At 67.4% G+C, this 22,096-nt stretch carries 22 protein-coding genes; 10 read left to right on the top strand and 12 right to left on the bottom strand.

All coding sequences use genetic code 11. The features are described from left to right. Positions 1 to 207 precede the first annotated feature (207 nt). The 3 genes from ACVCAH_RS30410 to ACVCAH_RS30400 all read left to right on the top strand — a co-directional run bounded on the left by ACVCAH_RS30410 (position 208) and on the right by ACVCAH_RS30400 (position 2,339). Positions 208 to 984 carry a DUF4253 domain-containing protein gene (locus ACVCAH_RS30410; RefSeq protein WP_447139673.1) on the top strand — a complete coding sequence of 259 codons (777 nt, stop codon included), beginning with the start codon at positions 208 to 210 and terminating at the stop codon, positions 982 to 984. A gap of 36 nt (positions 985 to 1,020) precedes the next feature. Beyond that, positions 1,021 to 1,584 (top strand): sugar O-acetyltransferase, encoded by a 564-nt coding sequence (locus ACVCAH_RS30405; protein WP_447139672.1) that lies wholly within the window; start codon positions 1,021 to 1,023, stop codon positions 1,582 to 1,584. A gap of 146 nt (positions 1,585 to 1,730) precedes the next feature. Further along, positions 1,731 to 2,339: a class I SAM-dependent methyltransferase gene (locus tag ACVCAH_RS30400; RefSeq protein ID WP_447139671.1), complete on the top strand. Its 609-nt coding sequence runs from the start codon at positions 1,731 to 1,733 to the stop codon at positions 2,337 to 2,339. 205 nt (positions 2,340 to 2,544) lie between these two features. Here the strand turns inward: ACVCAH_RS30400 and ACVCAH_RS30395 are convergent, their stop codons facing one another. Further along, positions 2,545 to 3,123 (bottom strand): DinB family protein, encoded by a 579-nt coding sequence (locus tag ACVCAH_RS30395; RefSeq protein WP_447139670.1) that lies wholly within the window; start codon positions 3,121 to 3,123, stop codon positions 2,545 to 2,547. A 263-nt stretch (positions 3,124 to 3,386) separates the two neighbouring features. On the opposite strand from ACVCAH_RS30395, the gene ACVCAH_RS30390 reads away from it, so the two are divergent. After that, entirely contained in the window at positions 3,387 to 3,728 is a 342-nt protein-coding gene (locus ACVCAH_RS30390; protein ID WP_447139669.1) for a hypothetical protein, read from the top strand. A 295-nt stretch (positions 3,729 to 4,023) separates the two neighbouring features. Further along, a complete protein-coding gene (locus ACVCAH_RS30385; protein WP_447139668.1) occupies positions 4,024 to 4,461 on the top strand; it encodes a hypothetical protein in 438 nt (145 codons plus the stop codon). 194 nt (positions 4,462 to 4,655) lie between these two features. On the opposite strand, the gene ACVCAH_RS30380 is transcribed toward ACVCAH_RS30385, so the two are convergent. After that, positions 4,656 to 5,126, bottom strand: a complete 471-nt coding sequence (locus ACVCAH_RS30380; protein ID WP_447139667.1) for a hypothetical protein — start codon at positions 5,124 to 5,126, stop codon at positions 4,656 to 4,658. Between the two features lie 762 nt (positions 5,127 to 5,888). On the opposite strand from ACVCAH_RS30380, the gene ACVCAH_RS30375 reads away from it, so the two are divergent. After that, positions 5,889 to 6,539 (top strand): LysE family translocator, encoded by a 651-nt coding sequence (locus tag ACVCAH_RS30375; RefSeq protein WP_447139666.1) that lies wholly within the window; start codon positions 5,889 to 5,891, stop codon positions 6,537 to 6,539. A gap of 695 nt (positions 6,540 to 7,234) precedes the next feature. Here ACVCAH_RS30375 and ACVCAH_RS30370 read toward each other — a convergent pair. From ACVCAH_RS30370 to ACVCAH_RS30355, 4 genes are all read right to left on the bottom strand, one after another. Further along, a complete protein-coding gene (locus ACVCAH_RS30370) occupies positions 7,235 to 8,197 on the bottom strand; it encodes a hypothetical protein (RefSeq protein WP_447139665.1) in 963 nt (320 codons plus the stop codon). A gap of 293 nt (positions 8,198 to 8,490) precedes the next feature. Beyond that, positions 8,491 to 9,765 (bottom strand): MFS transporter, encoded by a 1,275-nt coding sequence (locus ACVCAH_RS30365; protein WP_447139664.1) that lies wholly within the window; start codon positions 9,763 to 9,765, stop codon positions 8,491 to 8,493. Further along, positions 9,762 to 10,715, bottom strand: coding sequence for an EamA family transporter (locus ACVCAH_RS30360; RefSeq protein ID WP_447139663.1), 954 nt, complete (start codon positions 10,713 to 10,715; stop codon positions 9,762 to 9,764). The genes ACVCAH_RS30365 and ACVCAH_RS30360 overlap by 4 nt, the downstream gene beginning before the upstream one ends. A gap of 74 nt (positions 10,716 to 10,789) precedes the next feature. Next, positions 10,790 to 11,434: a mycothiol-dependent nitroreductase Rv2466c family protein gene (locus tag ACVCAH_RS30355; RefSeq protein ID WP_447139675.1), complete on the bottom strand. Its 645-nt coding sequence runs from the start codon at positions 11,432 to 11,434 to the stop codon at positions 10,790 to 10,792. 206 nt (positions 11,435 to 11,640) lie between these two features. On the opposite strand from ACVCAH_RS30355, the gene ACVCAH_RS30350 reads away from it, so the two are divergent. Continuing rightward, positions 11,641 to 12,543 (top strand): LysR family transcriptional regulator, encoded by a 903-nt coding sequence (locus tag ACVCAH_RS30350; protein ID WP_447139662.1) that lies wholly within the window; start codon positions 11,641 to 11,643, stop codon positions 12,541 to 12,543. A 115-nt stretch (positions 12,544 to 12,658) separates the two neighbouring features. On the opposite strand, the gene ACVCAH_RS30345 is transcribed toward ACVCAH_RS30350, so the two are convergent. The 4 genes from ACVCAH_RS30345 to ACVCAH_RS30330 form a co-directional block, all read right to left on the bottom strand. After that, positions 12,659 to 13,405 (bottom strand): tyrosine-type recombinase/integrase, encoded by a 747-nt coding sequence (locus tag ACVCAH_RS30345; protein ID WP_447139661.1) that lies wholly within the window; start codon positions 13,403 to 13,405, stop codon positions 12,659 to 12,661. 714 nt (positions 13,406 to 14,119) lie between these two features. Further along, complete coding sequence (locus ACVCAH_RS30340; protein ID WP_447139660.1) at positions 14,120 to 14,917, bottom strand: alpha/beta fold hydrolase; 798 nt, start codon at positions 14,915 to 14,917, stop codon at positions 14,120 to 14,122. A gap of 283 nt (positions 14,918 to 15,200) precedes the next feature. After that, positions 15,201 to 15,755 (bottom strand): UPF0158 family protein, encoded by a 555-nt coding sequence (locus tag ACVCAH_RS30335; RefSeq protein WP_447139659.1) that lies wholly within the window; start codon positions 15,753 to 15,755, stop codon positions 15,201 to 15,203. Positions 15,756 to 15,864: 109 nt separating this feature from the next. Beyond that, the gene (locus tag ACVCAH_RS30330; protein WP_447139658.1) at positions 15,865 to 16,932 is read right to left on the bottom strand and encodes a hypothetical protein; all 1,068 of its coding nucleotides are present in this window, start codon (positions 16,930 to 16,932) and stop codon (positions 15,865 to 15,867) included. Positions 16,933 to 17,129: 197 nt separating this feature from the next. Between ACVCAH_RS30330 and ACVCAH_RS30325 the strand changes: the two genes are divergently transcribed. Continuing rightward, positions 17,130 to 17,654, top strand: a complete 525-nt coding sequence (locus ACVCAH_RS30325) for a hypothetical protein (RefSeq protein WP_447139657.1) — start codon at positions 17,130 to 17,132, stop codon at positions 17,652 to 17,654. A 797-nt stretch (positions 17,655 to 18,451) separates the two neighbouring features. Here ACVCAH_RS30325 and ACVCAH_RS30320 read toward each other — a convergent pair. Beyond that, positions 18,452 to 19,015, bottom strand: a complete 564-nt coding sequence (locus ACVCAH_RS30320) for an ArsR/SmtB family transcription factor (RefSeq protein WP_447139656.1) — start codon at positions 19,013 to 19,015, stop codon at positions 18,452 to 18,454. Between the two features lie 65 nt (positions 19,016 to 19,080). Between ACVCAH_RS30320 and ACVCAH_RS30315 the strand changes: the two genes are divergently transcribed. Continuing rightward, positions 19,081 to 19,650, top strand: a complete 570-nt coding sequence (locus ACVCAH_RS30315; RefSeq protein WP_447139655.1) for a dienelactone hydrolase family protein — start codon at positions 19,081 to 19,083, stop codon at positions 19,648 to 19,650. Positions 19,651 to 19,930: 280 nt separating this feature from the next. Next, complete coding sequence (locus tag ACVCAH_RS30310; protein ID WP_447139654.1) at positions 19,931 to 20,605, top strand: cytidylate kinase family protein; 675 nt, start codon at positions 19,931 to 19,933, stop codon at positions 20,603 to 20,605. Between the two features lie 95 nt (positions 20,606 to 20,700). On the opposite strand, the gene ACVCAH_RS30305 is transcribed toward ACVCAH_RS30310, so the two are convergent. After that, positions 20,701 to 21,708, bottom strand: a complete 1,008-nt coding sequence (locus tag ACVCAH_RS30305; protein ID WP_447139653.1) for a hypothetical protein — start codon at positions 21,706 to 21,708, stop codon at positions 20,701 to 20,703. Positions 21,709 to 22,096: the final 388 nt, after the last annotated feature.

Below are 22,096 nucleotides of genomic sequence, written 5' to 3'. Positions count from 1 at the left end.
CTTACGCGGCAGGCACTTCGCCGTCTCTACCGAGCCTTCTCAACCCTCAAGATCACGGACACCGTGAAAGACCGAGGCTAGGGCGGTGACAGTCATCCGGTCACGGCGAGGAACCCCGCGACCAGACCTGGGCGATGCTGCGTGCGTTGCTCGCCGGATCCTGATGTGCACCCGGACCACCTCCACGCCGCGTCGCCACTGGCCGGCTTGCCGATCGGGCACGGCCCATCGGGCACTGTCCTCGTCGCCGACATCGACCCCAATCGCCTGCACGAGGCCTGGCGGGTTGCCGACGCACTGGTGCCGGTCATCGGACGCCTGCCCGTCATGGTCACCGACGACTTCGGCGACACGCTGAGGATCCGGCCCGAGCCGGGTCCGTCGGAGTCGGAGCTGCGCGCGTTCGCCGAGGCGGCCGAGTCTTCCGAACCCTGGCTGGTCTACCGCCACTACAGCGAGGACGACGAGGTCGACGAGGGCGAGGTCGAGTACTACGCGCGTGGCATGGCCGGCGTCGACCTGGACCTGACGGCCCTGGTGTCGGATGTGGCGCTGGAGCGGGCGCTGCACGGTCGGCTGCTCGCCGACGCCGACCTGTACGCCCGGGTGCTCGGCAGCGTGCGGTTCGTGACGCAGACCGACCACTGGTACACGCTGGACAGCGTCCTGCTCATGTTGCTGCCCACCAGCGACGTCCGCAGCTCGGGATACTGGGTGGACTTCTTCGGTGCGCCCACCCGGGAGTACCAGCGGACACTCGCCGAGGTGTTGGCGCAGTGGCGTCACCGGTGGGACGCCCGCCTGGTCGCGTCGTGGGGCACCATGCTGCAGTTCCAGGTGGGTCGTCGCCCGGCACCGGGTGACGAGGCGTGGACCGCGGCCGGCCAAGTCAAGGCGCTCGCCCCGAACCTCGACCTGAGCCGGTGGGAGGTCGCCGTTGCCTTGCCCGCCGGTGACGCGTGGTTCGTGCACAACCGGCCCTGACAAACTCGACCAGACTCGCCGTGCCAGGATCGCCTCGTGCGCAACGAGCAACGCCTACCAACACGGACGCCCGAGTCCCGAGCCTTCGCGGAGCGCGTACAGCTCGTCATGAACCTGACCTCGCGCCTCAACGTGCTGCCGTTTGACGACCTCGGCGCGCGCAGGACGGTGCTCACCGAGATCTTCGGTGGACCCATCCCTGACTCGCTGTCCCTCCTGCCCCCGTTCTATTGCGACTACGGGCTTGGAGCATCGTTCGGAGAGCGCGTGTTCATCAATCAGGGATGCTTCTTCCTCGACTACGGGGGCATAACCATCGGTGACCGCGTCCTGATCGGTCCCCGAGTGACGCTGAGCACGGCCGGACACCCCGTCGAGCTCGACGAGCGGTACGACTTCATCACGCACGCGCCCATCGTCATCGAGGATGATGTGTGGATCGGCGCCGCAGCCACGGTCACCCCCGGAGTGACAATCGGTCGGGGCTCGGTCGTCGGCGCGGGCGCCGTTGTCGCGAAGGACGTGCCGCCGCTGAGTGTGGTGACAGCAACAAGCGTTGTCGAGCGCAAGCGTCTGAAGCCAGCGTCTACTGCAACCTGAAACCTGCGGCTCACCCACGCACATCGGCGGATATGCTCACCTGACCTTGCCCTCAGATCGCCGGATGCGGGCAGGCGAGAATCGACGGGCGTCCCCGCGCTGGCCCCGGCCTACTCTGCCAATCCGAGAGCCCGTACTGTCGCCTGGTGAAACTGGAGCAGGTCCGGCAGGCGTATGCGTCCGTCGCGGAGCTCTACATCGAGCTGTTCGGTACAAGCCAGCAGGTACACGCCGACGACCTCGCCTTCATCGGGCGACATCTGGCGGGCCGACCGGGCACGGTGCTCGATCTCGGCTGTGGGCCTGGCCATATCACCGATTACCTTCGCTCGCTGGGCGTCAACGCAACGGGAATCGACATGGTCCCCGAGTTCATCGCCCATGCGCAGGCAGCCCACCCGGGCGGTAGCTACCAACTCGGGTCGATGGAAAATCTCGCCGTTGCCAACCACTCCATCGCCGGCATCCTGGCCTGGGGCTCGTTGATCCATCTGCCGCCGCAAGATCTCGACGGCGTACTCGCTGAGTTCCGGCGAGTAATGGCCCCGGCCGGAACGTTAGTGCTTGGTTTCTTCGTAGGTGACGAGGTCGCCGCCTTCGACCACAAGGTCGTTACCGCCTATCGCTGGCCCGTTGACGAGTTCTCCGAGCGACTGGCGCGAGCCGGCTTCACGGAAGTTGAGCGCCTGCAGCGGCCCAGCGAAGGCACTCATCGGCCACACGCCGCCATCGCGGCAATCGCGACCGAAGGGTGAGCTGAGTCGGCGAGCCCCCGTGCACTCACATCGGCACGACCGGACGGCGCCTGGCTCAAGCGATCGTGACGCTCCGCAGCGCACCGTCCGCGGCAAATCCGTGCATGTCTACCTTGGCTTCGGGCTGCGACGGCCGCTGGCAGAATGCAGACGGTTTCTCGGACGCATTGGACGGCATCCGCGGGGTTACACGAAAATCGCGTCCTCAGGCGAACTCGCGCGCGGTGGATTCCAGCCTCTCGCGGTAGGCGGCCCACCACGCCTCGTCGCCCTCGACCACGTTGTCGCCGGGCCGCCGCCAGCCGACCTGGCCGTCGACCAGTTCGCGCACGATGTCAGCGTGCCCGGCGTGCCGGTTCAGCTCGGCGAGCACGTGCACGAGAATGAGGTGCAGCGTCACCGGCGTGTGTTGCCACCACCGCACCGAGCCGGGCGCGTCGATCGGAAGCGTCTCGATCGTGGCGTCCGCGTGTGCCCAGACTCGGTGCCACAGTCCGATGATGTCGTCGCGGGACTCGTCGGCTGCGGCCCACATGTCCGTGTTCGGCTCGGCGTCCTCGTCCAGGCCCGCGACGGGTTCGGGAAAGGGGCGGTCGAACACCTCGCCGAAATACCCGGCGGTCACCGAGGCCACGTGCTTGACCAGCCCGAGCAGGTTCGTCCCGGTCGGCACGAGCGGGCGCCGTACGTCGTACTCCGACAGCCCGTCGAGCTTCCCGAGCAGCGCCTCGCGCGCCTCCCGCAGGTACCGATAGAGATTCGCCTTCGCGTCGAGGTCTGTCATGCCGCCCAGGATCTCACCGCCGCGCCTGCCGCGACGCCCTGTACGCCCGCGTTCCGAACTGCGGCTCTGTGGCGGTCACGCGATTGCGGTTCCTGATTGCGCCATGTCCATGTTTCGCCGTCCGTCGTAACGGTGGGTGGCGCGCGACTCGCGGCATGTGCGGGCGTTAGGTGGTAGGGCCGCCCGTGCTACCTCACCGCCGCGAAGAGTTAGGCGAGGAACGGCTCTGGTGATTCACGCTAACGGGGTGTCATGATCGGTTCGTGTCGCTGTGGGAAGCCCTCTGGCGCATCGGCGTACCGCTGATCGTCGTCGTCTGTGCCGCAGCCGCTGTTTCCGTCGGGTTCTCCAACCCGCCCGACAAATTCTCCCGGCCACGCGGCTGGCAGTGGGCGTGGGTGGGGCTATGGCTGATGACTGCCGGTGATGCGGCGTTCGGCGACGACAGATCGTGGTTCGAGCGCGCCTGGAAAGGCGCCACCGCGCTGCTCGTTGCCGTGGCCGTCGCAGTCGCTGGGTGGCGCCACTACCGGTGGCGAAAGCGTGTCCGGCTTGCGGACGACTCGCCTCCGCTCGTCACTCGGCCGCCTCGGTCGGACTCGTAGCCTGCCCGCAGCTGCCTGCTGGCAGCCGCTTCACAGACCAGCGCGGCAGAGCCCGGCAGTCATCGCGACAGCAGACATCCGCTCATCGGCTACGTCCGGACGCCGGCGACCGGACGTAGCCGACATCACCGTCGGTGACGAGCACTTCGCGGCATGAGCGGATATCGGCTGGCGAGGCGTGCGGCCAGTGGGCCATGGTTAGGGCGTGATCGTCATCCAGCGGGTACGCGTGCGATAGAGCGCGGCTGGGCGCGGCGCTCCACAGGCCGACGCCCGTCGAGGACTCAACCGGCCGGTGACACTTCCTGCGCCGCTGCCCGCAGGCGACGTCGTAGTCCATGACGTCCTAACCGATGAGGCCGCCGGCTACACACGTCGCGGTGAGGTGCTGACCGGCGGCGTGAGCATCGCCCGCAGCCTTAATCTATGGCTCACCGTCGACGGCTCGGCGGTAACCGTCGAGCGCCTGCCCGGCCGGGCAGCGTTTCCCCGAACGGGAGTGTCGACCCGCCTGTTCACCCTCACCCACGGGCAAGTCGGCCGGTATAGGGCCAACTTCCGGTTCCGGTTCACCGACTGCGCGTGCGACCCCAGCTGGTATTACGAGGACTGGGCGGTCCATGTCAGCAACGGCCATGTTGCACACGACCGCTTTCCGCGCGGCGAACCGGACCACGATGTCGACAACCGTGTCCACCTATACGGCGGCCCCGCGCGCCGAAGTAAACGCTAGCAGCCGCCCTCACACGCGGCCGATAACCACTCGCCTGAACAGGAACAGCGCACCACCGCGCCCGCACGGGTAGCGGCAGAAACGGACGTGGGCGGGCACGCGTCGCCGTCGTCGGCGTGTCCGGCATCATGGTTGTCGCCGACGTATCCACCGGACGCATGGACGACAGTTGTACCTGAGCGGATGCGGCGATGCTACGGAGTGCTCTCCCTTCGCAAGGGTTCCACGCCGGCGGCCGGCACCGTCGCGATCACGTAATCCTCGGTCAGGTCCGGCTGCACGTCGACCATCGCGTTCCTACCGACGTAGCGGACGACGAACGTGGTCTCGCGGAGCCACGTCTCGTCATAGTCGGCAAGACTCTCTGGCACTTCACCCACGAGTCGCACTTCGTCACCCGGCTTGACCGCGGCATCTGCCGGAGCCTCATCGCGTTGGATGGCCGTGATCGCGTGGATGAGAGTCTTCAGCGGTTCGGTGTCCGCGCCGTAGTGAACCAGATGGCCCGCCTGGCCGAAGATGACATCGGCCTGGGCTCTGCTCACGTCGGCGAGCGCCTCGGCCGCATCGGCCGCCAGGGCCGGACCCCCCGACGTGTCGAGTTGCGCCGCCAACGCTAGGAGCAGGCGATCGATGACAAGTTCCGTAGTCTCCTCGTCCGTCACCCGGCGAGCATATGACCCAGCCGACGGCACCGTTGTCGGCCAGCGCGTGCAGAGCCAACTCCGGTGTCATGCAGACAGCCAGTCCGTCGGCATCCGCTCATCGGCATGTGAGTGCGCCCACGGCCGGTCGAGGTGTCACCGACCGTAACCAGAAGGGCTAAGCGACCAAGACCGACGTCCGACCGTCAAGCGACAAGAAAGGCAAGAAGCGGACAGCGGACTCGGACAGGGCTGGGGATGACCGGGGCTAATGGCACGCCAATGGTACGCGGCATGATCGTTGACCTTGGAACGTCGAAGGCCCTGGTTGGGACTTTCGTCCTGGCCAGGGCCTTTCGGGTGGAGCGGGTGAGTGGAGCGGGTGACGGGAATCGAACCCGCGCTGTCAGACCCGAAAATGGGCTCCCCAGCCGACGGCCAGAGTGACAAACTGCAGGTAACAGCTATGGCCCGCCGTGCTCCCACCCCGCGCCACGGCTTTGATTACGGGCCTCGGGGCGGTTGGCGTGTCCATTTTCCCGCATGTGCGGCGCCCCGAAGGGACCCAGGAACAGCTTGGGAATTGTCGATCACCGGCAGGCCAGCGGCTTGGCGGCCTGGTCTCGGCAGTCTCTCGTGTCCTCGCCTGGCCCCCGTTCTCCTCGGCCAATGGCACGCTAATGGCACGCCGCGTGCTCGCCGCGAGCGCTGGCCGGATGCGATCGCCTGCTAGCGCGGCGGCAAGAGGTTGTGTCGGTGATCAGGTGACGGCAGGATCAGCCGATGGATCTTCTCGCTGTGCTGCCCGCGTTCGTTGTGGCCGTACTGCTGATCTCCGCATCACCTGGTCCGGCCATGGCGCTGATCTTCCGACGGGCGGCCTTGCATGGCCTGCGTGCGGCGGTGCCGACGGTACTGGGGCTGGAGGCCGGCCTGTACGTGTGGGCTCTGTGCGCTGGGGCAGGCTTGGCTGCGGTGGTGGCAGCCTCTCAGGTGGCCTTCGTCGTGTTGCGCATCGCCGGTGCGGTGTTCCTGCTTTACCTGGGCGTCAAGGCGTGGCGCACCGCGTGGCGCAGCCGCACCAGCTCGGAGGTGGAGCGAGCGGCGGTGGTCTCGTCGTCGCTGAGTGGGCAGGGCTGGTGGAAGGCCTTTGGCGAGGGAGTAGTCGTGATGCTGGCCAACCCCAAGGCCGCCGTCTTCATGATCGCCTTCTATCCCCAGTTCGTCCCGGCGGACCGTCCCCTGCTGGCCACCACGGCGCTGTTGGCTGCCGTACAGGTGCTAATCGAAACGGCGTTCTATCTCACCTTGGCCGTTGCCGTGGGCCGGGCCGGGGCCTGGTTCCGCCGACCGGTGATCCGACGCCGACTCGAAGCGATCAGCGGAAGCGTGCTCATCGCCTTGGGGCTGCGCCTGGCCACCACCGCACGCTGAATCTCGGCCATCGGGCAACACTTCCGAAGTGATCCCGGGGCCTGAAGCGGATCTCCTCGTCGGGCAGTCGCCAGACCGTCCAGCCTCCCCGGACGGGGACAAGGTGGAGCGCCCTACCAGACGAGTCTCAATGGTGGCTGTCAAGCGTCGCTGTGGTGGCGGGTCTCCTCGGTCGGCAGGCATGTCCCTGCCCGGGGTTCTCGGTCTGGCCGGGGTTCTCGGGCAGCCCCTTGGGTGCCCGGGCGAGGAGACCCGTAGCGGTCTCTGAGGAGGGTCGGGGTTCGGGGCGGAGCCCCGAGATCTACTGATCGTGTCGTCAGCGTGGCCGGCCGGCCCGGCCGATGCCGGCCGGAGGTCGCCAGCAGGCCGGGGCCGGGCCGGCGCGGCCCGCTTTGCGGGCCGCCTTGATCCATAAGAGGACTATTCGGCAGTTGGGCAGGACTCCGCCGTGTCCTGTCCCGGGAGATGCTTGACATTTCGCGTCCCACCTGATTTCCAGCATGATCCTCGAGACGCGTCGCGAAGGCCCTCACGGTCTGCGACAGGGGCGCGCATCGCGGCAGATCCGTGGCGGTGGACACGTGATGACGGTGATGATCTCCTGTCTCCCTGGCCACGCCGCCGTGCGATGGGTAAGGTCGGCCACCGCCCCGGCCTTGTGACCGGGAACCCGCTGGTGCTCGTATCGATCGGGTTCAGTCGGTCAGCGAGCGGGCAAGCACTTGCTTGGTCCGGTTGCGAAGGGCATCGAGCTCGACGGAACTGCCTCTCACCTCGATGAGGAGTTCGATGGCGGCCTGCAGGTACTCCAGGGCGATGATGTGCTCGTCGAATGGAGCGTCGACCTCGAACTGATCGAGCAGAACCTCGAAGTCGGCCAGTACCGCCTCGGCGCGAGTGGCGGCTCGGTCGGGATCGCCGTTGCGCTGGATGCAGCGGGCCGACTCGATCATCGCTCGTCCGACGAAGGCGTGAGATTGGCCCAGCAGGCGGGTGACGATGCGTCCCACCAGTGCGAGGCCACGCTCCTCAAGCTCCGGGTCGGGTTGGGCAGCGAACTTCGCGGTGACCTGACGGGCAGCCGCGGCGAGCGCGACACCGTCGACCCACTCCTGGGAACCCTCCGGGGCACAAGGCTGCTGCCCCAACCGGGCGATGCACGCTTCGGCTGCGACCGATAGTGACGTCGCTGCTTCGAGGAGGAGGTGGAAGCGTATCCGACCCGTCTCCTGCGACGCGACTGCCAACCGTGCGACCTCGAGCGCCACGGCGACGTCCTCGGTGCCATGCGTGGGCTCGCCACGCCTGGCCCGCTCCAGGAGAGCCTGCGCCCACGCCCGCTCCTCGGGCGATGGCCCAAGAGCTCCATCATCGACGGTCAGTCCGAGCTCGAGCCGGTATGACGTCCACGCCAACGGGTCCTTGACGGGGTCCGGCTCGTTCGCAGGGTTGCCGGACGCGGCGCGGACGACTCCACCCCCGACACGGTCCATCGCGAGCCGTGCATCATCGAACGGCAGCGCGAACCGCTCGGTCAAGACGGCAAGGACATCGCGACGGCACGTCCCCTCCTCGTCGGCCGCCCGGAGATACAAGACAAGGGCGCGTACCGATGTTCCCCGAGCAAGGCGCACAGTCAGGTCGTCCGTCCATTCCACGGCACGAGGATGCCCGTCCCGACCTCGAACCACAAGCGAGCCGACTCTCGGCGCCCAGCGACTCGCGCTTCACACCGCGGCACGTCGTTCCCTGGGTTCAGGACCGGCAGTGGAGATTGTCCGATTGGCGGGCTGGCCACTCCCAGATCATCACGCGAGTTGTCGATCGCCACTGCACGCTCGTCACAAGCAGTGACGGCGTACGTTGCTCGAGTCGCGGCATGACAGGACGCCGGTGCTCCGCCGCTCGTGTGTCTGCTGGGCGCACGCCGCATGGCATGGGCCCAGCCCGGTCAACGTTTCACACCGGTGGTGGCCATCTCGTCCTCGGCGGAGACCGCCGCGGTCTTCCGGCGCGTGCCGATGGTGACGAGCAACGCGGCGCCTGTCAGCGCGACACCGAACCAGACAGCGCTGTCAACGCCGAGGCTGTCGGCGAACCATCCACCGAACAGCGCGCCCAGCGCGATGGACGTGTTGTACCCCATTGTGTTGATGGACATGGCCGCCTCGAACTTGTCGTGTGCGGCGCCGAGCATCAGGTTGATCTGGCACAGGTTCGCGGCGCCGAAGGACACTCCCCAGAGGGCCACGGCGAGGATCAGCCCGGGCCGTGTGTGCCCGATTGTGAGCAGCAGCAGCATCGCCGTCACGAGCCCTGTGCAGGCGATGATGAAGCTGACCCGCGGATTCTTGGTCACCGTGTGGCCGGCGATGAAGTTACCGGCGGCGCCGCCGACGCCGTACATCATGAGCAACGCGCTGATGACGGCGGCGGAGGCGGACGAATGCTCCTCCGCGAAGGGCCGGATGAAGGTGTACGCGCCGAAGTGGCCGAGCACGTACAGCGTCACGGCGACCATCACCAGGCGCAGCTGGGGTCGCTGGAGCGGGAGTCGGAAGACCTCCCGGACCGGGACGGCCTTCTCCGAGGGCAGCGAGGGAATGACCACGGTGACCGCGAGGAACACCAGCATGCTGAGGCAGGCCCAGATGAGGAAGGTGGCGCGCCAGCTGGTGAGGCTTTCCAGGAACGTACCGAGCGGAATGCCCACCACTGCGGCGATCGAGATGCCGGACAGCGCGATCGCTGATGCCCGAGGGGCGAGGCGTCCCGGTACGAGGCGCATCGCCATGCTCACGCCGATGGCCCAGAAGACGCCGTTGGCGAATCCCATGACGAGCCGGGTCGTGAGGATCAGCACGAAGTTCGGCGAGACGGCGGTGAGCAGGTTCCCCAGGGTCAGGATCGCCAGGAGCACGGACAGCAGGACGCGCCGGTTGATGCGCCTGGTCCACGCGACGATGAACGGCACGCCGAGCCCGGCGGAGATGCCGTACAGCGTGACCATCAACCCGGCGACGCCCGCGGACACGTCCAGGTTTGCGCTCACCGGGGTGAGCAGGCCCACGGGCATCAGCTCGGTGGTGACGAAGGTGAATAGACAGGCGGTGATGACGGCGACACCCAGCCACGACCTCCGGGTCGAGTACGGGTGCGCATCTGCTGTGACCATTTCTTCTTTCTTGTCGTAGGGGCCTGAGGCCAGCGATGGCGCGCGTGTCATCGGCGGCTTCCGCTGACAGTCGGTGGCGAAGTCGGTCCGGACACCGTGGGGTTGTCGCTGTCCGGGGAGTCGTCGGGACACCGCCGTGACATGGGTGGCCGTGGTTGCGCGAGCAGCCCGGCGACGATGATCGCGATGACGCCGACCATCTGGACGATTGAGAGCGTCTGGCGCAGGAACAGGTATCCGAGGAGGGTCGCGACGATCGGGCTGCCCAGAGCGAGGAAGGAGACCGCCAGTGCGGGCAAGCGCTCGATCCCGCGGAACCACAGTGCGTAGCTGAGGACGGCGCCGAGGGAGGTGAGATAGGCGAACCCGAGGAGATTGGACCCGGTGAGGGTGGCCGGCAGTCCTTCGAGGATCAGGGTGAGCGGCAGGGACACGAGTCCGCCGGCGATCAGCTGCCATCCGGTGAAGGGCAGTAGTCCTACCCGGCTTGGGCGTCCCCACCGTTTGGTCAGCGTGATGCCGACGGCCATGCAGGCTGCTGCGGCGAGCGCCGCGACCACGCCCACGGTGTTCAGGGCCGCTGTCCCCCTGAACACCAGCATCGCGACACCGGCCGCGCCCAGGAGACAGGCCACCATGTGCGGGCCCCGGATCTTGTCGCCGATGAGCAGCGCCGCCATGATCAGGACGATCATCGGCTGCACGGCCATGATCATCGCCGCGATGCCGCCGGGCAGACGGTATGCCGCGACGAACAGCAGTACGTTGAACGCGCCGATGTTGAGCGTGCCGAGCACCGATGACCGCCACCACCACGTCCCGGTCGGCAGCAGGCGAGTGAGGGCCAGCAGGATCAGGCCCCCGGGAAGCGCTCGCATGGTGGTGGCGAGCAGTGGCCGGTCAGGTGGCAACCATTCGGTCGTCACCAGGTACGTGCTTCCCCAGATCGCGGGCGCCAGCGCCGCGACACCTGCGGTGAGGAGTTGATGGCCGCCCTTCATGCCGCACCGCCTTCCTTTTCGAGATTTCGGGCGCCGACGTCGGGCACCAGCAGGGGTTGACGTTCGACCTGCTTCTAGTCGAAAAGGGCATCGCGGTCGCGAGTCCGCTTGAGCTCGAAGAAGCCGTCGGTGCCGGCCAGGGCGAGGATGCCGTCCAAGAGCCGGCCGGCGGCCTCGCCTCGCGGTGCCGGAGACATCACCGGACCGAAGAACGCGATGAGTTCGCCGCTGGCCCCGGGAACGTGGATGACGGGAGTGCCGACCTCGGAGCCGACCGGGTTCATGCCGGCGTGATGACTTTCCCGCAGAGCCTTGTCATAGTCGGTCGTGTCCGCCGCTTCGGCGAGTCCCACCGGCAGGTCGACGTCGGCGAGCGAGGCGAGGATCATGTCCCGGCCCAGGCCGGCCTTATGGTGGTGAATCCGGGTGGCCATCGCGATGTAGAGCGCCCGCAGCGCCTCGGGGCCGTGCTGCTGCTCGGCGGCGATGCAGACACGCACCGAGCCCCAGCCTTCGACCATCGCCTTGCGGTATTTCTCCGGCACCTCGCGGCCCTCGTTGAGCACCGAGAGGCTCATCACGTGAAAGCGCGCCTCGATGGATCGGACCTGTTCGACCTCGAACAGCCAGCGGGAGGCGATCCACGCCCAGGGGCAGCGGGGGTCGACCCAGACGTCAGCGACGGTCTCCGCCGGCCGCTCGGGTGCAGTGATGTTCATGGTGGGGTCGTCCTCTCGAGTGAGATGTGTTGCCGTCGGCTGCCCGTGGTCATCGACCGCGAGGTTCCGCGAATGGCCGCTCGACGTGGGGTTCTGGCCCGGATAGTGGCTGTGAGTTACCAGTCCTGCTCGAAGTTTCACCCGGAATTGATCAATGAGTCCAACGCATGTTTGTCATCTCATCGATCGTGAACCAGGATTGATCTATGGAGCTCCAGCAGATGCGCTACGTCATCGCGGTCGCCGAGACGAACAGCTTCACCCGGGCCGCCGAGCGGTGCCTGGTGGTGCAATCCGCGCTCAGCCACCAGATCGCGCGCCTGGAACGGGAATTGGGCGCGAAGCTCTTCGAGCGCACCAGTCGGCGTGTCCGGCTGACCCCGGCCGGCGCCGCGTTCCTGCCCGCCGCCCGTCAGTGCCTGGACGCCGCGGAGCGCGCGGCCGCCGAGGTCGCCGCGGCCGCCGGTGAGGTGCGCGGACGGCTGGCAGTCGGCCTGATTCCCACCGTCGCCGCGGTCGACCTCGCCGGCGTCCTGCGGGACTTCCGCCAGCGGTACCCGTCCGTACGCATTAACCTCCGTGTGGGCGCGAGCGAGGACCTCGTCGAGCAGGTCAAGCAGGGCGCCATCGAGGTGGCCTTCCTCGGGCTGCCCACCACCACGCGGCCCGAGGGCGTCAACGCCCGCGAACTCGCCCGCGACCGGCTCGTCGCCGTGGTCGCCCCGGACCATCCCCTCGCTGCCGAGTCAGCGGTCAGCCTGCGTCGGCTCTCCTCCGAGGTGTTCGTGGACCTACCCACCAAAACCGCCGGGCGGATCCAGTCCGATCAGGCCTTCGCGGCCGCCGGCCTCACCCGCGATGTCGCCTTCGAGGTCACCACCGCCTACCTCATATCCCAGCTGGTCGAGCAGGGACTCGCCGTGGCCATGCTCCCGTCCGCATACGCGCCGCAACTCACCGGCGTGACCACCATCGACGTCACGGACGCGCCGGCCCGCGTCGAGTACGTCATCTGGAGCCGGTTCGACCGTACGCCCGCGGCGAACGCCTTCCTCGCCCTCCTCGACAGCCACGCCAACGACGCTGCAGCCATGACTGCCGCTCGCTGATCACCACGTCGTCGAGATGGTCACAGCTCATGGTCGGCGAAGCGGCGAGGAGCACGCCCTGCACAACGGCCATTGCCAGATGCGCGCTCATCGGCAGATCCGCTCGTTGTGGTCGCTACGTTCCAGAAGCCATATAGGCGGCGAGGATGTAGTTGGGGTGCCGGTCGAGGTTCTTGCGGGCGCGGTCGTAGCGCATGGTCGTCCGCGGATCGGCGTGACGGGCGGCGATCTGCACGTCGCGCAGGCTCACGCCAGCGTCGAGCATGGTGGTGACGAACGTGTGGCGCAACATGTGCGGGTGCATCCTCGGCATCCGGATCCCGGCGACGGCCGCCAAATGCCGGAGCCGACGGGTTGCCGCATGCCGATCCATCCGGACCCCGAGAGTGTTGCGCAGGATCGGACCATCAAGGCGGCCGTCGACCGCACGGTCCACGGCCCTGGCCACGGCGGGCGGCAGCGGAACGAGGACGACCTTGCCGCCCTTGCCAGGAACGCGTAGGACGCGGTGGCCGTGTTCCTCGCCGAGGTCGCCCATGTTTGCACCGCAGGCTTCGAAGATCCGCAATCCGAGCAGGCCGAGCATGGCGATCAGGGCGAAGTCGTTCGGGTTGGCCGACAGCCGTGCTGCGGTGATCAGGGCCTCGAACTGCAGGTGACCGAGTCCGAGGGTGGGTGATTCGGGTGGCACGACCGGTCTGCGGACGTAGTCGGCCGGGGAGTGCGGCAGGATGCCGTCGATGACGCAGACGCGGTAGAAGCCGACCACCACCGACAGGCGGCGGGAGACGGTCGAGGGCTGGAAGTGGCGTACGTCCTGCAGCCAGCGTACGTACCGCTCGATGTCCACGCGTGCGGCCAACAGGGGCTCCAGGTCCTGGTGGGTGCACCAGGTCAGGAAGACGCGTAGGTCGGACTCGGTGTGCAGCCGCGAGTCACCGCGGTACCGACCGAGATAGGCAGAAACCGCCGCACGGAGAACAACACGATCAGGAGAGACGACGCCGGGACCGGAAGCGGGAGAGGTAGTCATACCTCACGGTGCGTCACCAGTCAAAGCCAGCGCCAACGCCCTCCGCGCGGCATGTCAGGACGTCTGCGGTCGATTCTCTGGCACCGTCGACCGCCGCTGATAGGACCGGCTGGAAACCGCCAGCGCACCGCCGAGTCCGGCGAACGCGACGCCCCCGACCACCCCCACCCACGGTGACCAGCCCTCGGTGGAGCCGACCGAAATCCCGAGCGCTGCTGGTCACCTGTCACCGGAAATAAAGGTGGAGTAAAGCCGCCCGGAGTCGGGAATCCCGGACTGGTTGTGCTACTGCCGGTGGGCGTCGCTTGACGAATCCCATATGGACATCCCCCACCACTCGGGCACCCTCATCTCGGCCCGACCGGACGTTGGCTTGATCAACCCTCTGTGACGCTGCGTGACGCGCGGTCGGCGGCAGAAGAGCACGGTGATCTGCCGGCTCACGGCGGGGATGGCACCTCGTACAGGACCAGCAGAGAACGATGGCGCGAACACGCCGGGGATCTGTGCTCGGCTATGCCCGCGGCCATTTTCACGCCGGGCTCATGCCCGCTCCGCGTGCGACAGGAAGAACTCCTTCAGCACGGCAGCGATGGTGTCCGGCGCCACCTGGTGCGTCTGGCCCTCCAAGGTCTGGTACTTCGCGGTGGGGATCGCGTCAGCGAGCGCCTTGGCCGGGCGGCGCAGAAAGTCCGGGCTCGCACCACCGTCGGCGACGAGCGCGGGAACGGCGACGAGCGCGGCCCGCTCGCGTGGCACGGTGCCGTCACCGAGCACCGCGAAGTCATAGGCGATCGTGTGCGCGACGCCCTCGAACACCGACCACATGGGCGACTGCCGCATCCCGGCGATCGCGTCGGTGGACATGCCAACGCCCGACATGAAGAACTCGACCGCATCACCACGGCGACCGGCCGCGAGCAGCTCGTTGAGCTTCCTGTTGCTCTCCTTCACACCCTCGGTGTCTACGCCCTCGGCGGTGTAGGGCGGCTCATACAGCGCCAGCTTCCTGATCGTCAGGCCGCTCGCCGCCGCCTCCATGGCTAGGGCCGCACCGGAAGAGATGCCGTACACATACGCCAAGCCGCCGGCCGCCTCAATCAGCGCCTCGAGATCCTCGACTTCGCGGGCGACCGCATACGGTGCGCTGTCGCCGCTCTCACCCCGCCCCCGGCGGTCATATGCATACACCGTGAAGTCCGGCGCCAGGACTTGGGCAAGCGGCGGCATCGGCCCGAACGCCCGATAACACATCGCCCCGTCCACCAGGATGAGGGCCGGCCCCTCACCCGCCCGGTCAAACGCGATGGTCGTCCCATCGCGCGACGTCACCTTGCCCATGCCTTCTCCCTTCCGGCCTTGTCACGGGTTAGACCGTGCCCGCGCCCGAAACTCGTCGGTCCACTGACCGGTCTCCGCTCTGGCTCGGACAGAACTCGTACGTCTTGTCATCGGCATGATCGGGTGCACTGATCTCGGCACGAGCGGACGTTGTCCGGGTGCGCGGGTCACCGGCACGACCGCGCCTCGAGTGCCACCGCGAATTCGTGACGCACCGTGACGCCCAGTCGGCGGCAGATGCGTGGGTTCGTCGTACACGAAGTCGCGCGGCGCGGGCGCCAGCTCATGGAACGTCGGGATCTCGGTGCTCGGCCACGAAACGCTCGCCCGTTTCGTCGTCGACCAGCGAGTTGTCGACCAGCCATTCAACCGCCCGCCGCTTCGCGCGCACGCCGCGGAAGGCGTACCACGCCGACAGCAGGTGCGGATACTCGTCGTGCAACTCGTTCTTGAACCGGCGGAAGGCGCCCTTGCCCTGGATCGCTCGCGCGAGTCTGCGGCCGGCCGCCGCGTCACTGATCCTGTCAGCGAAGTCGGCCATGTCCTGGTACCAGACGTAGGACGGCAGCGGGTCGATGCCGATCAGGTCGAGGTCGTCAAGGTCGACGGGCGTGTGTCCATCGATGCCGCCGTCCGTCGTCCAGAACACGGTCTCGCCGGTCTGGGGGTTGATCAGCCATCGGTGCTCGTAGTCGGTCTGGTCCTCGAGCGCGGCGGCGATCTCCTCCAGGTCTAGCCGGCTCAGGTCAAGCATCCGGCCACCATAAACCCGCTGCCCGCCGCGCTTCCACCAGTGACCGCGGGACCAGCGGCAGAAGCGCAAGTCAGCCTCGATCAATCGAGACGGCACATACTCGGCAGCTCAGCTGGCGGGCGTCGGCGCTCGTAGCGCCAGCCGACCCCTGCGAAGGTTTCATGGCCCTGTCAGGCCGGAACCGGTGTGAGGGCTACCCGCGCTGCGAAGGTTTGACCAGACCGAGCCAATGCGCGGCCTCATCGGCCGGCAGCATGCCATCCACGGTTACCGTCGGGCGCATCAACGGGTATGGCCGGCCGGCGTTCCAACTCCGCGGGTACGGCGGCGGATCGATGACGACGACTCGCTTTCCTTCCAGCCTCGGGATATCCGCAGGACGACCCTCGTTCCAGATCCATTCGCCGTGGGCGTCGACCAGGTTGAAGTTGCCTCGGATGCCGCCTGCCGGTGTCAAGTCCTCGCCGTCGGAGGCCGCCGCGATCTCCGCGGCGCTTGGCCGTTGACCGGGCACCAGGCCCTGCGACTCGTCGCCGATCAGGGCGGCGGCGAGGAGCGTGTGCAGCTGAAAGTTGTCGCCGACGCCGCTTATCGTCACCCGATAGCCGCGTCGGGTCGCGCGGTGCAGCACGACCAGCGGTTCGTCGTCCAGGACAAGCAGCAGCCCGTACAACCAATGCGCCGTGCCGATGTGCTCACGCGTCGCGTCGATGGCGGCGGTGAGCCGCGGCCGCTCGGGCAGCACGTCCCGCACGTCCTTGCGCTGCGAGAGGTACAGCACCGGCTGAACCCACTTGCCGCCGGAGAACCACGCCTGCACCAGGTTATAGGCGTCCGGCTGGGCCATCCCCCGATTGGGCGCCGTCTCGACGAACCGCTCGATCGTCGGGCCGATCTGCCCCGCATCATCGGGGTCGGGCAGGTCCCCAAACACCGCACCGTACAACTCGGCGAAGCGTGCCGCCTGCTCCATCGCGTTGGCGGCCCGACTAACGAGCGTCGGCACCACCACCACCGCCGCATCGGTGCCGTAGTCCGCCATGCTGCCGGCAATCTGGGCCAGGTCGCCGCCCATCCCGAGCGGGATCTCGGCGAGCACCGAAGTCAACCTGGTCAGGGCCGCGTCGACCTCGTCAGGGCGCGCCTTCGGCGTGGCGCCCGCGATGCCCCGCAGGGCCGCGCTAAACCGCTTGTCGTCGCGGCTGTCCACCGCGCCGACCAAGTTGTCGACCCGCTTGCCCAGGTCCGCCTTGAACAGCATCCGGCGATCTTAGCGTTCGGTCTCACGGAGTCGTTCCCGTGCCGAAGACCAGCATGAGACCGCGATCAACGCCCTCAAGTCGGCATGACCGCGTGGATCGCGGCAGATCCGTGCACGCGAGCGTGGACTCTACGAGGCGACCCGTGAACTAACGATCAGCGCTCAAGCGATGTTTCCCCTTCAGCTATCGTCGCCAGATGCCCGGTGCCCGCACCGCCGTGACCACCCTTGTCGCCCTCACGGTCGTTGACGTCTTCCACACCATCGTCGCCCTCGCGGCGTACGAGCACCGGATCGGCGTAGTGACCCACGACGGGTCCGGCACGGTGGACATGCTCGACACCATCGTGCCGCTTCACGAGTTGTCCGCAGCGATGTTTTGTCTGCTGTTTCTCACGCTGCTTACCGCCTGGGCCGGCGTCGCCAACTGGGTCATCCGGGCCCGGAGCACCGGACCACCGGTCGCACCCACAGAGCCAGTGGCGTGGTGGCGGATGAGCGCGATCGTCGCCGTACCCCTCAACCTGATCGCAGCCGTGCAGTACCTGTCCGCCACCGCAAACGGGGGCGAGTACATGCGCACTGTCCTGGCCGAGACCACCCTGCTGCTGGTCGCCGCATCCGTGGCACTCGTGACCACCACGACCGCCGGTATCCAGGTCGTCCGGCACACGGCAGCAAACCAGCAGCACACCGCCGGTGCCCGAGCCACAACGGCTTAGTCGTCCACGTGACGCACGGTCGGCGGCAGATCCGGACGTCGGTCTGATCGGCGCGACCACGGGTAGAAATCGGCGGGCGATTGGAGATGGCGCGCGGAGGTCGGCAAGCGTCACACGTCACCACCAGAGCCACTGGGCACAATGTCGGTGCTGCTGGGTGGTCGGGATGGTGTCGACTATCCCGTTACCGCGATGTTCCTTCGCAGCGTTGCGGCATGCGGCTCTCGCCGTCTGGCGCTCCCTGCTGGTCCAGACAGCGTTGGTGAACCAGCGCGGCGGGCCTCCACCACCGATTAGCCGCCGCAGGCCCGTTCGCGGGTGATGCGAACCGTCTTTGTCCGTACGAGACATGGTTGCCCCTTCTTGGGCCGCGGACGCGGCCACCTAACGGGGGTGAAACGCGGCGCTGGTCCTTGTCCGTGAGTCGACAACCACGGCCGCAGGATAGGTCATTGCATCTAAGCACCGCGACAGAAGTTCGATGAGACGGTGCGCACGACCAGCGGCAGATCGGGCACTCCGCCACGCCAAACGACAGGATCAGCAGCATTCTGATGACCGTGCAAGCCGCAATGCGAGGCGTGTCTTGGGTTGCCGATTGCGAGACTCCGCTCCGAGGCATCACCGGCTGCTGGCACGGGGAGGTCGTACCCGATGTCCGGCTATCCGAGGACGTCGAGCTGGACACGGTGGGGGGCCTGACTTGGTCTGCCGGCGGATCGATCGTCAGTGACGGCGGCAGCAGACAGCTTGACCAGGTGCACGATCAGGCCGTCCGCGATTCTCAAGTAGGTGGATCACTGCGCCGTCGGCAGGGTCGGGTGGTCGGTGGGATAGATGCCGATCGTGAACCCGTACATGGTTTCGCCGGACCTCGGCATCCGGTCGAACTCATCAACCAGTTCCGCCATCCGGTCCCAGAACTGAGAGGCCTGATCCTCCGAAATGCGCGCATGCCGGATGAAGCCCCAGAGCTTTCCCTGCTCGAACGCCTTCGCGGACTCGCGTGCCGCCACCTCGAAGTCGTTGAAGTCGCCCGGCATCTGTTCGCCAGCGGGTGATGGCTCCGCCGCCACGTAGAACATGCGCGCGGTACGCCCGTAGAAGCGCTCCTCGATCGCCCGCACCTTCCGCGTGCGCACCACCTGGAGCAGGCCGCTCCGTGCAAGCACGTCCACGTGGTGCGCGACCGTGCTCTTGGGGCGCTCGACCGCGGCCGCGAGCTCGGTCACGGTCGCGGCCCGCTCGTGGAGGAGCTGCAGGATCACCGTACGGAGCGGGTGGCCGATGGCCTTCACCTGGTCCGGCCTGGTCAGCGCCATCCGATCGGCGAGCTCGTAGTCCGGTGGGTTGTCCGCCATGGCATAACAAACTAGCATCGCGGAACGTTCCAAAAATTTCGATCGTTCGCGAGGAGTTCAACGCCGTGACCGAGGTGCTGCTTTTCCACCACATCCAAGGCCTGACCGACGGGGTCCGGAGCTTCGCCGACAGCCTGCGACAGGCCGGGCACACCGTGCACACACCGGACCTGTTCGACGGCCGCACGTTCGGCAGCATCGAGGAGGGGTTCGGATTCGCTCGAGAGCTGGGGCTCGACGCAATCCGGGAGCGCGGCGCCGCCGCGGCCGACGAACTCGGCCCCGGGCTCGTCTACGCCGGATTCTCCTTCGGCGTGACGATCGCCCAGCGGCTCGCGCAGACCCGGCCCGGTGCTCGCGGGGCACTCCTCATGGATTCCTGCCTCCCGGTCTCGGAATTCGGAGAGACGTGGCCCGAGGGCGTGCCGGTGCAGATCCACGGCAAGGAGGGTGACGAGTTCTTCGACGAGGACCTGCCGGCCGCACGCGAGCTCGCCGGCTCCACGGCCGCCGCCGAGCTATTCGTCTATCCCGGCGACCAGCACCTCTTCGCCGACTCCTCGCTCGATGCGTACGACCCTGAGGCGGCCGCACTGCTCATGGAGCGGGTGCGGGCATTTCTCGCCTCCGTCTGACCATCGCGGCCCGACTGATATGGAGTGAGGTCCTGTCAAGGGCAGGGTGAGGCGCCCGTCCCGGATGACTGCTCATCGGCAAAGTCCCGCGGTCAGCGGCATGACGGGTCACGCTATACCGAGCGACCAGCGCCGGCATGACAGTCCGTTTGCGCCGCGACCGCAGCCACTTCCGCATTCGGCAATCTCGCTCACTCGGGGAGTGGCGGGCGCGAAAAGGCTGGCGGGCATAAGGTCGGCTCGACACGGCGACCTTCGCGAGACTAGGACGGGGCAGGACATGGACCAAGGCACCCGCGACGAGGTGCTCGGTCGCCTGGCTGAGGCAGTCGGGTCCGTCACACTCGCACACCCGACGCGGGTTGCCATCGACGGACCGCCCGCCGCAGGCAAGACCACGCTCGCCGACGAGCTGGCCGTCGTCTTGCGCGCACAGGGCCGCGACGTCATCCGCGCGACGATCGACGATTTCCTCTTCCCCCGGGCACAGCGCTATCCGCGCGGCGAGTACTCGGCCGAAGGCTGCTACTTCGACACCCACGACTACCACGCGCTGAACCGGGTTCTGCTCGATCCGCTCGGCCCAGGCGGAGATCGACGCTTCCAGTACGCGGTCTACGACCGCACAGCGGATACTGCGATGTCCCCTCCGGTCACGACGGCCCCCGCCGACGCCGTGCTGGTCTTCGACGGCGTCTTCCTCATGCGCCCGGAACTGATTGATCGGTGGGATCTGCGCATCTTCGTGTCGACCGCGCTCGAGAAGACCGTGGATCGTGCCGTGATCCGAGAGCGCCGGGTGTCATCTCGGGCCGAAGTCGAACGGCGCTGGCGCGAGCGTTACATCCCCTCCCAACAGCTCTACTTCGCTACGGTCCGCCCGACCGATCACGTCGACATCATCGTGCACAACGACGAGCCCCAGCAGCCGGTCTGGGAGACCCAAACACACTGACCGCACTCAATTCGGCACGACAGCACGGTCAACGGAGCTAAGGCAGGTGACCGTGCGTAACGAGCGACTCGCGGCATGAGCGTGCATCGACTCAGTTACTGCATGATGGTGACCGGTGGGTGCTCCTGCGAGGCGGTGCACCGGTAGACCTGGAGTGTGTAGCCACGACCAATTTCCACCTGGGTCGGGGTGTGGTCGACCGACTCGTCCTCCTCAGTGATGGGACGCCAGCTGCGGCTGTCGCCGTCCCATTCGTCGCTGGGGATGGTGAGAAGGGGTTCCAGCGGAGCGCCGCAGCACCGGAGCTCATCAGGCCCCGCCGGGCTCCGGAAGGTAAAGAAGGCGGACCAGCCACCGACCTTCCAACCGGGAGCGATTGACAGATCGCCCCTGTAACCCGGTTGCTTCTCGTCCGGTGACTGGAGGAGCTGCCTTTCTCGAGAAATGATGCGTTCCGCCAGCTTGTCATCCAGCTCGTGATAAGCCGGGTACTCGATGACCTGCTCTGGGTACAGAACGCAAGGTTCCGGCACGTAATAGCCCTGGCCGACGAAGGCCGGCTCGGGCGGGTGCATCAGCAGGTTCCGCACGCTTGTGGACCGCCGCCACCGTAGGTGCACCGCCGACCGGGCATCCATGATTTCGTCGAACGGGCACCACAGCACCTGAAGCATGTCCGTGCCATCGGGACAGGGCAGATCAGGGACGTCCCGGGCGTAGAGCTGCGCCAGCGGGATGAGCGGCAGCGGCTCCACCGGCAGCAGCGCCGGGTCGTAACCAGCATCTACGCGGTCTACGACCACCTTCTCATCGGGAGTGAGCAGATTCGTTCCCGGCGGCCTGGGCCGTTGCCACGCCGCGGCGAGGATGCGTCGACGCGTGCGGACGTCCTCCAGCGTCGTCAACTCGTACGGCTCGTGCTCGTCGCTGCATGTCGGCCAGGCCTCGCCTACCGGCCACAGCAAAGGCCCACCCACCGAGCTGTCATGCACGGTCGGGTCTCCTGGGCGGGGATGAAGGCGGGTGGCGGTCCTGGCCCTCGCTGCCAGTTCCGGAAACAACGAGACCACATCCAACGGACGCGGTGGGGTGGTGCGCGTCATGGTTCCCTCTCCTGATCACCGGCCTGCATCCAACCATGTGGCGCTGACAGGAGAGGAGCCGTCACAGAGCCCGCTGGTCATCCGGTCAGAAATTTTGTGATTGCTGCTTCGCGACGAGACGTTCCACCTCCGTCGTAAGGCGAGATGCCCGGGCTCCCGCTACCGACTGCTACACCCCAAGGCATCAGGCGCCCGTCACTCCTCAGGCGCGGACAAGGCATCCCCTCATCGGCATGACCGCGCAATCAGCGGCATGAGAGAGATCATGCCTCCTGGCGGAGGCGCCCGCAGGGGCTGAAACTGGTAGATGCGTCGCCCGCAGACGTCGTACGCACTTGGCACTTCGTGTCCGGATGAGAGAGTGACGCTGGAGCCCGCCCCGGTAGGG

The organism is Micromonospora sp. LZ34 (genome assembly GCF_052981855.1).
This window is presented reverse-complemented; position numbering and strand designations above follow the sequence as displayed.

Excerpts from the sequence above, each read along its gene's own strand:
- ACVCAH_RS30355 (WP_447139675.1), bottom strand. The coding sequence starts at position 11,434 with ATGAACATCACTGCACCCGAGCGGCCGGCGGAGACCGTCGCTGACGTC.
- ACVCAH_RS30365 (WP_447139664.1), bottom strand. The coding sequence starts at position 9,765 with ATGACACGCGCGCCATCGCTGGCCTCAGGCCCCTACGACAAGAAAGAA.
- ACVCAH_RS30325 (WP_447139657.1), top strand. The coding sequence starts at position 17,130 with ATGCCCGGTGCCCGCACCGCCGTGACCACCCTTGTCGCCCTCACGGTC.
- ACVCAH_RS30330 (WP_447139658.1), bottom strand. The coding sequence starts at position 16,932 with ATGCTGTTCAAGGCGGACCTGGGCAAGCGGGTCGACAACTTGGTCGGC.
- ACVCAH_RS30395 (WP_447139670.1), bottom strand. The coding sequence starts at position 3,123 with ATGACAGACCTCGACGCGAAGGCGAATCTCTATCGGTACCTGCGGGAG.
- ACVCAH_RS30375 (WP_447139666.1), top strand. The coding sequence starts at position 5,889 with ATGGATCTTCTCGCTGTGCTGCCCGCGTTCGTTGTGGCCGTACTGCTG.
- ACVCAH_RS30340 (WP_447139660.1), bottom strand. The coding sequence starts at position 14,917 with ATGGGCAAGGTGACGTCGCGCGATGGGACGACCATCGCGTTTGACCGG.
- ACVCAH_RS30310 (WP_447139654.1), top strand. The coding sequence starts at position 19,931 with ATGGACCAAGGCACCCGCGACGAGGTGCTCGGTCGCCTGGCTGAGGCA.
- ACVCAH_RS30360 (WP_447139663.1), bottom strand. The coding sequence starts at position 10,715 with ATGAAGGGCGGCCATCAACTCCTCACCGCAGGTGTCGCGGCGCTGGCG.
- ACVCAH_RS30350 (WP_447139662.1), top strand. The coding sequence starts at position 11,641 with ATGGAGCTCCAGCAGATGCGCTACGTCATCGCGGTCGCCGAGACGAAC.
- ACVCAH_RS30320 (WP_447139656.1), bottom strand. The coding sequence starts at position 19,015 with ATGGCGGACAACCCACCGGACTACGAGCTCGCCGATCGGATGGCGCTG.
- ACVCAH_RS30305 (WP_447139653.1), bottom strand. The coding sequence starts at position 21,708 with ATGACGCGCACCACCCCACCGCGTCCGTTGGATGTGGTCTCGTTGTTT.